The sequence below is a fragment of the Pseudomonas beijingensis genome (assembly GCF_030687295.1).
GTDB classification, from domain to species: Bacteria; Pseudomonadota; Gammaproteobacteria; order Pseudomonadales; family Pseudomonadaceae; genus Aquipseudomonas; species Aquipseudomonas beijingensis.
The window spans coordinates 3,212,322-3,227,296 of sequence record NZ_CP117425.1; the positions used below are offsets into that span (position 1 = coordinate 3,212,322).

Consider the following 14,975-nt stretch of genomic DNA (forward strand, 5'->3'; position numbering starts at 1 on the left):
AGGCTGCCCCCATCTTGGTTTCAAGCTTACTTCCATCTGTTTCCGGCCCTAGGGCCGCCGTAGAGGCGAAATCATGAAGACAACCATCGAATTGCCTCTCCTGCCATTGCGCGATGTCGTGGTGTATCCGCACATGGTTATCCCGCTGTTCGTGGGGCGCGAGAAGTCCATCGAAGCCCTCGAGGCTGCGATGACGGGTGACAAGCAGATTCTTCTGCTGGCTCAGAGAAATCCAGCCGACGATGATCCCGGCGAAGACGCACTGTATCGCGTAGGTACGATTGCAACGGTTCTGCAATTGCTCAAGTTGCCCGACGGTACCGTCAAGGTCCTGGTCGAAGGCGAGCAGCGCGGTACTGTTGAACGTTTCAGCGAAGTGGACGGCCATTGCCGGGCCGAAGTGTCGCTGATCGAAGAAGTCGATGCGCCCGAGCGTGAATCAGAGGTGTTTGTCCGCAGCCTGCTGTCACAGTTCGAACAATACGTGCAGTTGGGCAAGAAGGTGCCTGCAGAGGTCCTGTCGTCGCTTAACAGCATCGACGAGCCTGGGCGGCTGGTCGATACGATGGCGGCCCACATGGCCCTCAAGATCGAGCAGAAGCAGGAAATTCTCGAGATCATCGATCTGTCGGCCCGTGTCGAGCACGTGCTGGCGTTGCTCGACGGCGAAATCGACCTGTTGCAGGTCGAAAAACGCATTCGCGGTCGCGTCAAGAAGCAGATGGAGCGCAGCCAGCGCGAGTACTACCTGAATGAGCAGATGAAGGCCATTCAGAAAGAGTTGGGCGATGGCGACGAGGGCCACAACGAAATCGAGGAGCTGAAAAAGCGCATCGATGCCGCCGGCTTGCCCAAGGACGCCTTGGCCAAGGCCCAGGCTGAGTTGAACAAGCTCAAGCAAATGTCGCCGATGTCTGCCGAAGCCACCGTGGTGCGCTCCTACATCGACTGGCTGGTCCAGGTGCCGTGGAAGGCCCAGAGCAAGGTGCGTCTGGACCTGGCACGCGCCGAAGACATCCTCGACGCCGACCATTACGGTCTGGAAGAGGTCAAGGAACGCATCCTTGAGTACCTCGCCGTGCAGAAGCGTGTGAAAAAGATTCGCGGTCCGGTCCTTTGCCTGGTCGGTCCTCCCGGGGTTGGTAAAACCTCCCTTGCGGAGTCGATTGCCCACGCGACCAACCGCAAATTCGTACGCATGGCCTTGGGTGGTGTGCGCGACGAAGCGGAAATTCGTGGTCATCGCCGGACCTATATCGGTTCGATGCCGGGAAGATTGATTCAAAAGATGACAAAAGTCGGCGTGCGCAATCCGCTGTTCCTTTTGGACGAAATCGACAAGATGGGCAGCGACATGCGCGGCGATCCCGCCTCTGCGTTGCTCGAAGTGCTCGATCCTGAGCAGAATCACAACTTCAACGATCACTACCTGGAGGTTGACTACGACCTGTCGGACGTGATGTTCCTCTGCACCTCCAACTCCATGAACATTCCGCCGGCATTGCTGGATCGGATGGAGGTGATTCGTCTGCCGGGCTACACCGAAGACGAGAAGATCAACATCGCCGTGAAGTACCTTTCGCCCAAGCAGATCCAGGCCAACGGCCTGAAAAAAGGCGAACTGGAATTCGACGAGGAAGCGATTCGCGACATCATCCGCTACTACACCCGCGAAGCTGGTGTGCGGGGCCTGGAGCGGCAGATTGCCAAGGTCTGCCGCAAGGCGGTCAAGGAACATGCGCTGGAAAAACGCTTCGCGGTCAAGGTCACTGCGGACCTGCTGGAGCACTTCCTGGGCGTGCGCAAGTTCCGCTACGGCCTGGCCGAGCAGCAGGACCAGATCGGCCAGGTGACTGGCCTGGCGTGGACTCAGGTCGGTGGTGAGCTGCTCACCATCGAAGCGGCCGTGGTACCGGGTAAGGGTCAACTGATCAAGACTGGTTCCCTGGGCGACGTGATGGTCGAATCGATCACCGCGGCGCTGACGGTGGTGCGCAGCCGCGCCCGGAGCCTGGGCATTCCCCTGGACTTCCATGAGAAGCGCGACACGCATATACACATGCCCGAAGGGGCTACGCCCAAGGACGGTCCAAGCGCCGGTGTAGGCATGTGCACGGCCCTGGTCTCGGCGTTGACCAGTATCCCAGTGCGCGCCGACGTCGCCATGACGGGTGAAATCACGCTGCGCGGCCAGGTCCTGGCGATCGGCGGCTTGAAGGAAAAACTGCTGGCGGCACACCGTGGCGGGATCAAGATCGTGATCATTCCCGAAGAGAATGTCCGCGATCTGAAGGAAATTCCTGACAACATCAAGCAAGATCTTCAGATCAAACCGGTTAAATGGATTGACGAGGTCCTGCAAATTGCGCTGCAATACGCGCCGGAGCCCTTGCCGGATGTGGCTCCGGAGATTGTCGCGAAGGAAGAAAAGCGAGAGTCTGACTCTAAGGAAAGAATTAGCACGCATTAATACGCATTTGCCTGGGGGGCCTTCCTTGACAGTTTTTTAGAGCCCTTGTTATAAAGCGGCTCTTAAGTGTCTGCAGGCCATTCAGCACTCGTTTTTGCTTTCACCAAAAAAACTTAGAATCATCTCAAATAGATATAAGGGGACTTAGAGTGAACAAGTCGGAACTGATTGATGCTATCGCTGCATCCGCTGATATCCCGAAAGCTGCTGCTGGCCGTGCGCTGGACGCTGTAATCGAATCCGTCACTGGCGCTCTCAAGGCTGGCGACTCCGTTGTTCTGGTTGGTTTCGGCACCTTCTCCGTGACCGATCGTCCTGCTCGTATCGGTCGCAACCCGCAGACCGGTAAGACGCTGGAAATCGCTGCTGCCAAAAAGCCAGGCTTCAAAGCTGGTAAAGCACTGAAAGAAGCCGTTAACTAAGGTTTCGTTGAGTTTATCCGTGTCGGGGTCATGCCTGGCTTGGCAGCGGAGCGGTAATACGGCCGGTTGCAACCGGTCTGGCACGCCAGGGCTTGCAGGTTCGAGCCCGGTCCGCTCCGCCAGTTACGAGAAGGCGCATCCTCGGATGCGCCTTTCTTCTATCCGGGTTCTACCCACGCTCCACGGTTGCCTAAATTTGAAGTTCAACCGTTTCTGGGGGACGCATGCTGCAGAATATCAGGGACAATTCACAAGGCTGGATTGCCAAGACCATCATCGGGGTCATCGTCGCATTGATGGCGTTGACCGGTTTCGATGCCATTTTTCAAGCCACCACCAATAGCAATGACGCGGCCAAGGTCAACGGCGAAAAAATCAGCCAGAACGAGCTGAGCCAGGCGGTCGACATGCAACGCCGTCAGCTCATGCAACAGTTGGGCAAGGATTTCGACGCCTCCCTGCTGGACGAAAAAATGCTGCGCGATTCGGCGCTCAAGGGCCTGATCGACCGCAAGTTGTTGCTGCAAGGTGCGCACGATGCGAAATTCGCTTTCTCCGAAGCTGCGCTCGATCAAGTAATCCTGCAAACGCCTGAGTTCCAGGTCGATGGCAAATTCAGCGCTGAGCGTTTCGATCAAGTGATCCGCCAGCTGGGTTACAGCCGTATGCAATTCCGCCAGATGCTGGCTCAGGAAATGCTGATCGGTCAGTTGCGCGCAGGCCTGGCGGGCAGCGGTTTTGTCACCGATGCCCAAGTGTTGGCATTCGCCCGCCTGGAAAAGCAGACCCGTGATTTCGCCACCTTGAACATCAAGGCCGATCCTGCGTCGGTGAAGCTGACCGATGACGAGGTCAAGGCTTACTACGACCAACACGCCAAGGAATTCATGACGCCTGACCAGGTGGTCATCGATTACCTCGAGCTGAAGAAAGCCTCTTTCTTTGATCAGGTCAGCGTCAAGGACGAAGACCTGCAAGCGGCCTATCAGAAAGAAATCGCCAACCTGTCCGAACAGCGTCGCGCTGCGCACATCTTGATCGAAGTGAACGACAAGGTGACCGAAGCCCAGGCCAAGGCGAAGATTGAAGAGATCCAGGCTCGCCTGGCCAAAGGCGAGTCGTTTGAGGCCCTGGCGAAGGAGTTTTCCCAGGATCCGGGTTCGGCGAACAACGGTGGTGATCTCGGTTATGCCGGCCCGGGCGTCTACGATCCGGAATTCGAAAAGGCCTTGTACGCCTTGAGCAAGGATCAGGTCTCGGCACCGGTCCGCACCGACTTCGGTCTGCACCTGATCAAGCTGCTGGGTGTTGAAGCGCCTGAAGTGCCGACCTTTGCCAGTCTCAAGGACAAGCTGACTCGCGAGCTGAAGACTCAGCAGGTGGAGCAGCGTTTCGTGGAGGCGAGCAAGCAACTGGAGGATGCCTCGTTCGAAGCGTCCGACCTGGCGCAACCGGCTCAGGACCTGAAGCTGACCGTCCACACATCGGCCCCGTTCGGTCGTGAAGGCGGCGAAGGAATTGCGGCCAATCGTGCCGTGGTCACAGCGGCGTTCAGTCCGGAAGTGCTGGATGAAGGTGCCAACAGCACCGCCATCGAGCTGGACCCGGAAACCGTCGTGGTGCTGCGTGCCAAGGAGCACCGCAAGCCTGAGCAACTGCCGCTGGACAAGGTGTCCGGGCCCATTCGCGCTCAATTGGCCAAGGAACACGCCAGCGCAGCGGCCAAGACCCGCGCCGACGAGCTGATCGCCAGCCTGCGCGATGGCAAGGCGGCACTGGACAAACCGGTCGACGGCCAGGGCTGGAAAGCCACCGAGGCGGCCACCCGCAACCAGGAAGGCATCGACCCGGCGGTGCTGCAAGCGCTGTTCCGCATGCCCAAGCCTGAGTCCAAGGACAAGCCGACGTTCAGTAGTGTGACTTTGCCTGACGGCAGCCTGGTGGTCATGCGTCTGAATGGCGTGAACGAAGCAGCGGCACCGACTGACGAAGAGAAAGCAGAATATCGTCGCTACCTTGCGTCCCGTGTGGGTCAGCAGGACTTTGCGGCCTATCGCAAGCAGTTGGAGAGTCAGGCGGATATCAAGCGTTTCTAATTGCTTGATGCTTTTTCAAACCTGGCTGTGATGCTGTTCACTTAAAAAACGGCGCTTCTTCAGAAATGGGAAGCGCCGTTTTTTTGGGGATTGGGTTTTGGGTTTGGGGTGTATATCCGTTGTTGCGGTAACGGCTGCTTATGGTTCCGCCCTTACGGCGGGTCACTTTTGGAAGAGCCGGGAGCCGGACCAGCCAAAAGTAACCAAAAGCGCTTTGCCCCACCACTCGGCACCTCGCTAAGGCTCGGTGTGCCCGAACGAAGGCATTGCTCCGTGGGCCCGCCGCGAAGGGCCATCCATGGCCCAGCGCGGCTATCGCGGCATCCATGCCGGGATGCCCACTCCACACTGCCTGCGTTCGGCCAGCGTGGTTTAACGGGGCGTCCAGATCAAGATCAAGATCAAGATCCAAAGCAAGAGCAACAGCAAGAGCGGGGCACATGCCGACATTGATGTGGCTGAGCCACCGCTATCGCGAGCAAGCTCGCTCCCACATGGATTTTCGGCAGCCACAAGATGCATATACGCCGCAGAACTTTGTGGGAGCGAGCTGCTCGCGATGACGCCGGCCCATCCACATCACCGCAAACTGACACACCGCCTTCGCGAGCAAGCCCGCTCCCACAGGAGAAATACGGTCTCACCAAGAGCCAGGTCGGCTATCAGGCCGCCTCGCGGTGGACGTTGATCTTGGGCGCCCCGTTAAACCACGCTGGCTGAACGAAGGTGTTGCGCAGTGGGCAACCCGGCATGGATGCCGGGTTAGCCGCGCTGGGCCATGGATGGCCCTTCGCGGCGGCCCACGGAGCAATGCCTTCGTTCAGGCATGCCGAGCCTAAGCGAGGCACCGAGTGGTGGGGCAAAAGCGTTTTGGTTACTTTTGACTGGGCCGGCTTCCGGGCTCTTCAAAAGTGAGCCGCTGTAAGAGCGGAACCATAAGCCGCCGTTACGCAAAAAAACGGATATACACACCAAGCCAGGTAAAAACCACGCCTCTCGAAGCGGAATGTCAAAATCTTCATTAACCGGCTCAAGTAAACGGCATTAGGCCAAAATGCTAGGGTTTTCGTATCTGCTTGTTGCCCAAAAGCGGGGGTATTCGTCGCTCTACCGGACCAGCGTCTTTTTCCTGCAAACAACCGCCAGTAAACTTGTAACCCCCTTGAAACAAGATTAGCCACGCTGCCAGGTCGCGTTCTGTTGCACAATACGCCCCGGACCGTTTCTCTCAGGATGTTCAATGTTCAAATCATTTCACATGCGCACCGTCGGGCTTGCATTGGTGCTGGCCGCCGCAGCCGGTTGCTCGTCGAAGAAAACCGCCATTTACGAGCACGAGAACTTCGATGATTCGGGCACGTTCTCGCGCACGTACCCGGTGAGTGACGCGGCGACCTGCGAGGCCGGGCGGCGGGCGTTGCTCAGCCAGGGCTACATCATCACCAGCAGCGATCCGAAGCTGGTCAGTGGCCACAAGAGCTTCCAGCAGACCGGCGAGACCCACATGGAGATCAGTTTCAATCTGGTCTGTGCCGAGGACGGCGGTGCCGGACACCGTGCGACCATGTTCGCCAACGCCTTGCAGGACCGTTATGCCCTGAAGAAAACCAACAACTCCGCCAGCCTGGGTGTGGGCGTGCTGGGTTCGGTGTCGATGCCGATCGGCTCCTCGGATGATTCGATGGTCAAGGTCGCCAGCGAAACCGTATCGGCGGCCAAGTTCTATGAGCGCTTCTTTGCCCTGGTGGAGCTGTTCCTGCCCTCCGAGGCGAAGAAAGCTGCCGAGAAGGCTGAGAACGCCGATAAGCCGAAGGCTGAACTGGGTATCCCGGAAACCAAGGCTGAACCGGCCGCCTTGATGCCGGCCCCGGCTCCCGTTGCAGCACCTGCGTCGGAACCTGTTGCACCTGCACCCGCAGCAGCCACGCCGGTAGAGGAGGCCGCGCCGGCCCCTGCCGAAACCGCTCCTGCGGTGTCGGAGCCCGTCGCACCACCGAGCGAGCCCGCGCCGATTGCGCCTGAGTCGTTCGAGTCTGCGCCGACGACGGAAACCGTGACGCCGCCACCACCACCGTCCAGCTCGTTGCCGGCCCCGAGCGAGCCGATCCAGCCGCTTCCGGCCTCCTGAGGTCCCGTGGCGGGGCGTTACGCCCTGTCACACTTCACGCGGTAATTTTCCGACCCTGTGCTACGTTTAATTCATGAAGCCTTTGCTTCATGTTTTGTTCATAAAGCAGCTTTATGCTGATGCCAGCGCCATCAGGCATTGGATTCAATGACAGGGGAAGGACACGTAATGGATGATTATCAGGAAGAGCTGCTGGAATACCAGGCCTATGAACTGGACCCGTTGGAACCCGCCGAAGATGCAACGGAGTTGTAAGAGAGCGTGAAGCTCAGCGCCCTCTGTGACTACGACGAAACTCCCCAGGCGTCTGGTCGTTCCAGCGCTTGAAGGCTCGTTGAAAGGCCTCGGCTGAGGCAAAACCCAACAAGTAGGCGATTTCGCCGAACGCCAGTTCGGTATCGCGTATGTAGGTCATGGCGAGGTCTCGGCGGGTGTCGTTGAGGATGGCGCGAAATTGCGTGCCTTCCTCGGCCAGCTTGCGACGCAGGGTCCAGGTCGGCAGCTTCAGGCGAGTCGCCACTTCTTCCAGGTCGGGTTCCCGGCCGCCGCTGAGCAACGGTCCCAGCAGTTGGATGATGCGCTCACGCAGGCTGCGGGTGCGGGTCAATTGTTCCAGTTCCCGTTCACACAACTGAACCAGATAGTGCCAGGTGCTGGGGCAATGCTGTGGGTTGCGCTGGGCGAGGCTGTCCAGGTCCAGGCGCAGTTGATTCTGTTCGGCGCCAAACTGGATCGGGCAGTCACCGAGGGTGCGGTAGGCTTCCAGGTACGCCGGCTCCTCGAATTCGATTTCGATGCGTTCGGGTCGCAGCGCGACGCCGCTGACGCTGGACAATTGCGCCAGCCAGCCGGCAATGATCGAGTCCACGACGAAGCGGTTGTAGGCGTTATAGGGGCTGATGGAATAGAACCGTAGCCAGGCGCCGCGGGCATCCTCATGGAAACTCGACTGGCCGCGATAGTTGGAACCATACAGCGGCTCGAAGCGGGTCATGCAGCGGGCCGCCTCGCGCACGGTCGGCGCCTGGGCGGCGGTAACGCCCGCCAGCCCGGCCTGGCTCAAGCGCCCGAGCTGGCCCATGCGCAGGCCCAGGGCCGGGTCTTGGGTCTGTTGAATCGCGGCGTGGCCCAGGCGCATGTAGCGTGGGATCGACAGGCGTGCTCCGGGCTCGGCCAGGCGCGCGGCATCGAGGCCGTACTGTTCCAGCAAAGGCTTGGGGTCTTGCCCATGGCTGGCGACCGCGTCAGCCAGGCTATGGACGAAGCCCACTGACAGGTCCCCCAGGCGCATCGGCTGCGGTTTCATGTTCACAACCACAGGTTCAGCAGGCGCGCGCCACGGACTTCGCCATCGGGAAAGTGTTGCCCGTTGTGGCTGATGAAACTCTGGCCGGCGCTGCCGCTGTCCCAGAACTGGCCACGCAGGAACACGCTGATGCCGCCCCGGGCGTGGCTGATGGGCAATTGGCCGGTCAGTGTCAGGCGATGCCAGGCTTGCCCCTCGCTCACTTCACCGGGCTTGAGGCTCACTTCGCTCGGTGTGGACAGGCCTTTATAACCGCTCCAGGGTTTGTCCCAGGCGCCGCGACCGATGACGAAGGCAGGCACTGCGATTAGTTGCGCACCCTGTTCGTTGAGCTGCCGGTAGTGGAGCGGGTACCAACTGTCGCTGCCGATCAGCACACCCAGGCGTCCGGCTGGGGTGTCGATGACGAGGGGAGCGGCTGGCTGTTCGGCGCCCAGTACATCCCGCTGTTCAAATACCGGATGTCGCTGGCGTTGTGGCTGGCCAATCGGCCGGCCATCGCTGCCAAACACCAGGCTGCTGTTGTACAACGCGCCACGGCCGATCTTCAGCTCGCCTTCGCTGACGCTGGGCTCGGGCAGCACGATGGAGCCTGCCACCAGGGTTACGCCGAACTCCTTGGCCAGCCCACCGAACAGCGCTTGATAGTCATGGGCCATGCGTTCGGCTTTCATGCGCAGGTAGGCATCGTCCAGTCGGTTATCGCCTTGAGCGCTGACCAGCGCCTGGATGAACGCCAGCGGATTGCTGACCGCCAGCCAGTGCATGGCTTCCTTCAGAGTCGTGGCCTGGTACAACTCGTCTTTTTCGCCGCCGACCATCAGCCAGGTACCGATGTGCTCGGGCAGCACCACCACGGTTTTGGCATTGAGAAAGCCCATGTCGCGAGCCGCTTGCAGATAGGCCGCCAGCTTGCGGTGCAGGCGCTCGGGGCTCTGGTAGTCGGTGGGGAACAGTTCGGGCTGGATACCCAGCAGGTTGCCGCGGTCGGCGGGCGTGCCCTGGTCGACCGCCAGGTTGATGCGCAGGTCTGACAGGTAGTGACCCGCCGGACGCTCGGTCGTCCACAGTGCGTAGGTGACCAGGGCGGCAATCAAGGCCAGTGAAAACAGCAGGTACAGAAATTTGCGCATGGGGGAACAGTCAGCGGCCGTGTGCAGGTTCGTGATTTTTCATCAGGAGCTACGGGGCAGGGTACGGTAAAACAAGGGATTAGCGAAGCTCGGGAGCTGATTTGTGCGCACGGCAAGTAAACGCCAAGTCGTCCAAAGACCCCTTGGACGCTCTCTGCGCTGGCAAGGCGCGCTAGTGGTTTTTGGCCTTCCTGATTCGGATCAGAATCAGCAGCATGATCAACAGCACCGGCGGCGTCATGCCCAGCAGCGCTTCGCGGGCCGAGAGGTTTGCGCCCAAGGTGTGCAACCCGCTGTAGACCAACTTGAACAGGTTGATCAGGTAGTAGGTGATGGCAATGATCGACAAGCCTTCCACCGCGCGCTGGATCTTGATCTGGGCATCGGCGCGGGCATTGAGGCTGCGCAGGATCTCGGCGTTCTGGTCTTCCATCTCGACTTGCACGCGGGCTTGCAGCAGGTCACCCAGGTTGGCGACGCTCATGGCCAGTTGTTCGAGGCGCTGTTCGGTGGCTGCGCAATAACGCACCGTGGGCTTGAAACGCCGTTCGATGAACACGCCCAGTCGCTGGCAGTCCCCCAGGTGACTTTCACGCAACTCCCCCAGGCGCTCGAACACCAGTTGTGCGTAGGCGCGGGTCGCGCTGAATCGGTGGCGATTCCTGACCGTGCTGCTGACCACCTGGCGAGACAGCAGGGCAATGTCCTCCAGCAGCGCCTTGGCGTGCACACCGCTGGCATTGGCGTTGCGTTCGGACAGGCTCACCAGGGTGCGATCGAATTCATTCAGTTGCGGGTCCAGTGCCTTGGCGATATTCAGCGACAAGGACGCCATCATCCGGTAGGTCTCGATTTCCAGCAGGCGCCGGATCATGCGGCCCTGGCGATAAGCGTTGAGCCGTCGGTTGATGAACAGCAGGCGATTGGTGCCATCCTCGGTCAGGCGAAAATCGCTCCAGACCACCGCATCGCCACCACCCACACATGAGCCGCAAAGGTCCTTGAAACCGTAGCTGGGCAGGTCGAGACTGGCTTCTGCGCGAACCACCACCTGAACGGCATTGATGAGGTGCTGGGCGTGACCCTCGATACCTCGGGCAAGGCTTTCGGGCAGCGTTGTCCATTGCAACTCATCGCTGCTGGCCGGCACGACCAGGGTCAGGGTGAAGAACTCGGCATGGCGCTCCCACTTGAGTGGATGGCCTTCGAGGCGGGTGATGCCTTGCGCGGCTTCCGCTGTGACGGTATCAGGGCTCAGTCGCTCAAGCAGCGCGTTGCACTGGCCGTTGTCGCCCAGAAACGCCAGGTGGAAGACGTGGGCCGGTTCGTCGAAATACAACGACGGGCGGGCGTGCAACTCGTTGTGCAGCATTTTTCGTTGGGGATGCATGCAATGACAACCGTGTGATTAGCGTTATTGTTGGGTTGAGCACCTGAGCCAGCGTTGATAGGACTGGCTCACCCCGCAGAGAGTCACCCACGACTGATCGGCGTCTTGCACATTTGGATCATTAAGTTGTCAGTTACGGTCATTGAGCGCCCGCACCCTGACTCTTACGCTGTGAGCCATGACAGACGCAAGCCGCAGAGCTTGCGCTTTTTTCCGTGATCGCCCGTTGTGGAGCTACCGATGACCGCCTCTCATTACCCGCACCTGCTGGCCCCGCTGGACCTGGGTTTCACCACGTTGCGCAACCGTACCCTGATGGGCTCGATGCACACCGGGCTGGAAGAGAAACCCGGTGGCTTCGAACGCATGGCAGCCTACTTTGCCGAGCGCGCCCGGGGCGGCGTGGGCCTGATGGTCACCGGTGGGATCGGGCCGAACGACGAGGGCGGTGTCTACTCGGGCGCCGCAAAGCTGACCACGGAAGAAGAGGCGTTCAAGCACCAGATCGTGACCCGGGCCGTACACGAGGCCGGCGGCAAGATCTGCATGCAGATTCTCCATGCCGGGCGCTACGCCTACAGCCCCAAGCAAGTGGCACCGAGCGCGATCCAGGCGCCAATCAACCCGTTCAAGCCCAAGGCACTGGACGAGGAGGGCATCGAGAAGCAGATCAGCGATTTCGTTACCTGCTCGGTCCTGGCCCAGAAGGCCGAATACGACGGCGTCGAGATCATGGGTTCGGAAGGTTATTTCATTAACCAGTTCCTGGCGGCCCATACCAACCACCGCACCGACCGTTGGGGCGGCAGCTATGAAAACCGTATGCGTCTGCCGGTGGAAATCGTCCGCCGGGTGCGCGAAGCGGTAGGCCCGAACTTCATCATCATTTTTCGTCTGTCGATGCTCGATCTGGTGGAAGGCGGCAGCACCTGGGACGAAATCGTCCTGTTGGCCAAGGCCATCGAGCAGGCCGGCGCGACGATCATCAACACCGGTATCGGTTGGCACGAAGCACGAATTCCCACCATTGCCACCAAGGTTCCGCGGGCGGCGTTCAGCAAAGTCACGGCCAAGCTGCGCGGTTCGGTGAATATCCCGCTGATCACCACCAACCGCATCAACACCCCGGAAGTGGCCGAGCAGATCCTGGCCGAAGGCGATGCCGACATGGTCTCCATGGCGCGGCCGTTCCTGGCCGACCCGGAGTTCGTCAACAAGGCCGCTGCCGGTCGCAGCGATGAAATCAACACCTGCATCGGCTGCAACCAGGCGTGCCTGGACCATACTTTTGGCGGCAAGCTCACCAGTTGCCTGGTCAACCCGCGGGCCTGCCACGAAACCGAGCTGAACTACCTGCCGGTGACCCAGGTGAAGAAAATCGCTGTGGTCGGTGCCGGCCCGGCGGGGTTGTCCGCAGCCACGGTGGCGGCCGAGCGTGGGCACCAGGTGACGCTGTTCGATTCGGCCAGTGAAATCGGTGGCCAGTTCAACGTTGCCAAGCGCGTGCCGGGCAAGGAAGAGTTTTTCGAAACCCTGCGCTACTTCAAGCGCAAATTGCAGACCAGCCATGTCGAGCTGTGCCTCGACACCCGGGTGGATGTGGCGCAATTGGTGGCTGGCGGTTACGACGAGATCATCCTCGCTACCGGCATCGCCCCACGCGTGCCGGCGATTCCTGGGGTGGAGCATGCCAAGGTGTTGAGCTACCTGGACGTGATCCTCGAACGCAAGCCAGTGGGCCGCAGTGTCGCGGTGATCGGTGCCGGAGGGATTGGCTTCGACGTGTCGGAATTCCTGGTGCACCAAGGCGTTGCCACCAGCCAGGACCGTGAGGCGTTCTGGAAGGAGTGGGGTATTGACACGCACCTTGAGGCTCGTGGCGGCGTGGCCGGGATCAAGGCCGAACCCCATGCACCGGCGCGCCAGGTGTTCCTGCTGCAACGCAAGACCTCCAAGGTCGGTGACGGCCTGGGCAAGACCACCGGCTGGATTCACCGCACGGGCCTGAAGAACAAGCAGGTGCAGATGCTCAACAGCGTCGAGTACCTGAAGATCGACGATGACGGCCTGCACATTCGTATCGGTGAAGCCGGCGAGCCGCAGGTGCTGGCCGTGGACAATATCGTGATCTGCGCCGGCCAGGATCCGCTGCGCGAGTTGCAGGAAGGCCTGGAAGCGGCGGGGCAGACGGTTCACCTCATCGGCGGTGCCGACGTGGCGGCGGAGCTGGACGCCAAGCGGGCGATTAACCAGGGCTCGCGGTTGGCGGCGCAGTTGTAAGGCACAATCCCAGCAAAAAACCTTGTGGGAGCGAGCTTGCTCGCGATAGCGGCAGGTCAGTCAACATTCATGCTGCTGACTAACCGCTATCGCGAGCAAGCTCGCTCCCACAGTAGGGTGGTGGTGCACCTGAAGTCACCGGCCGGCAAGCTGCTAAGATGCCGGCATCTTTTCCCAGGCCTGCCGCCATGCTGCTTCCCGCCCTCGACTGGCACCCCCAACCCCGACTCGAACCTCTTCACATGGACTGGCTCGCCCGTGCCGGTGTCGAAGTAGCGGTGTTGCGCCTGGACCGGATCGATCCGCTGATCAGCGGCAACAAGTGGTTCAAGCTGGTCCATCATCTGCGCGCCGCCCATGAGGCCGGTGCCGAAGGGGTCATGAGCCTGGGCGGGGCCTATTCCAACCATTTGCATGCGCTGGCGGCGGCCGGCAAGCGCTTCGGCTTTCCCACGGCCGGGCTGTTGCGCGGTCATCCCCAGGACACGCCGACGGTGCGCGACCTGAAAGCGTTCGGCATGGACCTGCACTGGTTGGGTTATGGCGGATACCGAGAGCGGCACGCAGCGGATTTCTGGGGGCCGTGGCTGATCCGCTATCCACATTTGCACCCGGTGCCCGAGGGTGGTTCAGGATTACCTGGGGCACAAGGTTGCATGACGTGGGCGGCCAGTGTTCGTGAGCAATTAGTGACATTGGGGTGGGCGGATTATCACGGCTGGTGGCTGGCCTGCGGAACTGGAACGTCGCTGGCCGGACTGGTGCTGGCCGAAGCGGGCGAGCGCCCGGTCTACGGCGTGCTGGCGGTGCCCCCGGACCATGGTGTGGCCCAGCAGGTCGAGCGCATCGTGGCGGAGGCGGAGCTTTCCAGCCCGTGTTATGAATTGTTCGACGGCAGCCGTGGCGGTTTCGCCCGGGTCGATGCCGAACTCACCGACTTCATCGAAACCACGGCGGCCATCGAACTGGAGCCGTTGTACACCGGCAAGGCCTTGATGCTGCTCAAGGCGCGGGTCGAGGCGGGAGGCTTTGCCCCCGGCACCCGCCTGGTCTTTGTCCACACCGGCGGTTTGCAAGGCCGCCGAGGGTTCGATTAACGGACGATCAGCCGCGTTTGGGCATCATCCGCAACAGCGTGTTGTCGCGCACCACGTAGTGGTGATACAGCCCCGCCAAGGCATGCAGGCCGATCAGCCAATAGCCGATGGTGCCGCCGAGCACGTGCCAGCCTTCCAGTTGCTTGGCAAAATCCTTGTCTTGATCAACGAGCAACGGCAAATCGAAACCGTAGAACATCACCTGGTGTCCTTCGGCGCTGGTGATCAGCCAGCCCAGCAGCGGCATGGCGATCATGAACAGGTACAGCGCCCAGTGCATCAGGCGGGCAAGGACGGTTTGCCAGGCAGGTGATGCCGGGAAAATCCCCGGTGCCTTGCCCATGCTGCGGGCGAACAGGCGCAGCCAAACCAACAGGAACACCGTCAGGCCGAGCATGAAATGCGCTTCCTTGATCAATGTCCGGCCGCCGCTGCCCTTGGGAAAAATTCCCCGCAACTCAATGCAGGCATAAACCACGGCCAGCAGGACCAGCATCAGCCAGTGCAGGGTTACCGTGACGGTACTGTAGCGGTTTTCCGAGTTTTTCCAGGGCATTGCGGGTATCTCCAACAATCAGGGTAGAGCGCCGTCTAGCGCGGCGTTGTGTCTTTACTGTAAGCCCGTTTCGCTGGGTTTGCATGAGCCAGATCAG

Annotated in this window: 10 protein-coding genes; 6 read left to right on the forward strand and 4 right to left on the reverse strand. The window is 60.6% G+C overall.

The features are described from left to right. Positions 1-73: 73 nt before the first annotated feature. The 4 genes from lon to PSH84_RS14630 all read left to right on the forward strand — a co-directional run bounded on the left by lon (position 74) and on the right by PSH84_RS14630 (position 7,116). The gene (lon, locus tag PSH84_RS14615) at positions 74-2,470 is read left to right on the forward strand and encodes an endopeptidase La (RefSeq protein WP_122568034.1); all 2,397 of its coding nucleotides are present in this window, start codon (positions 74-76) and stop codon (positions 2,468-2,470) included. 149 nt (positions 2,471-2,619) lie between these two features. After that, on the forward strand, positions 2,620-2,892 hold the full coding sequence (locus PSH84_RS14620; RefSeq protein WP_002552737.1) for an HU family DNA-binding protein: 273 nt from the start codon (positions 2,620-2,622) through the stop codon (positions 2,890-2,892). A gap of 224 nt (positions 2,893-3,116) precedes the next feature. Next, positions 3,117-4,988, forward strand: coding sequence for a SurA N-terminal domain-containing protein (locus PSH84_RS14625; protein WP_305483148.1), 1,872 nt, complete (start codon positions 3,117-3,119; stop codon positions 4,986-4,988). 1,240 nt (positions 4,989-6,228) lie between these two features. After that, positions 6,229-7,116 (forward strand): DUF2242 domain-containing protein, encoded by an 888-nt coding sequence (locus PSH84_RS14630; RefSeq protein ID WP_122568036.1) that lies wholly within the window; start codon positions 6,229-6,231, stop codon positions 7,114-7,116. Between the two features lie 268 nt (positions 7,117-7,384). Here PSH84_RS14630 and PSH84_RS14635 read toward each other — a convergent pair whose 3' ends face one another. The 3 genes from PSH84_RS14635 to PSH84_RS14645 all read right to left on the reverse strand — a co-directional run bounded on the left by PSH84_RS14635 (position 7,385) and on the right by PSH84_RS14645 (position 10,945). Beyond that, a complete protein-coding gene (locus PSH84_RS14635; RefSeq protein WP_122568037.1) occupies positions 7,385-8,422 on the reverse strand; it encodes an AraC family transcriptional regulator in 1,038 nt (345 codons plus the stop codon). 2 nt (positions 8,423-8,424) lie between these two features. Beyond that, on the reverse strand, positions 8,425-9,555 hold the full coding sequence (locus tag PSH84_RS14640) for a carbon-nitrogen hydrolase family protein (protein ID WP_122568038.1): 1,131 nt from the start codon (positions 9,553-9,555) through the stop codon (positions 8,425-8,427). A gap of 172 nt (positions 9,556-9,727) precedes the next feature. Further along, complete coding sequence (locus PSH84_RS14645) at positions 9,728-10,945, reverse strand: DUF3422 domain-containing protein (RefSeq protein ID WP_305483149.1); 1,218 nt, start codon at positions 10,943-10,945, stop codon at positions 9,728-9,730. A 240-nt stretch (positions 10,946-11,185) separates the two neighbouring features. On the opposite strand from PSH84_RS14645, the gene PSH84_RS14650 reads away from it, so the two are divergent. Next, on the forward strand, positions 11,186-13,225 hold the full coding sequence (locus PSH84_RS14650) for an oxidoreductase (protein ID WP_122568040.1): 2,040 nt from the start codon (positions 11,186-11,188) through the stop codon (positions 13,223-13,225). Positions 13,226-13,413: 188 nt separating this feature from the next. Next, positions 13,414-14,322, forward strand: a complete 909-nt coding sequence (locus PSH84_RS14655) for a 1-aminocyclopropane-1-carboxylate deaminase/D-cysteine desulfhydrase (RefSeq protein ID WP_122568041.1) — start codon at positions 13,414-13,416, stop codon at positions 14,320-14,322. A gap of 7 nt (positions 14,323-14,329) precedes the next feature. On the opposite strand, the gene PSH84_RS14660 is transcribed toward PSH84_RS14655, so the two are convergent. Continuing rightward, on the reverse strand, positions 14,330-14,878 hold the full coding sequence (locus PSH84_RS14660) for a cytochrome b (protein ID WP_122568042.1): 549 nt from the start codon (positions 14,876-14,878) through the stop codon (positions 14,330-14,332). Positions 14,879-14,975 lie beyond the last annotated feature (97 nt).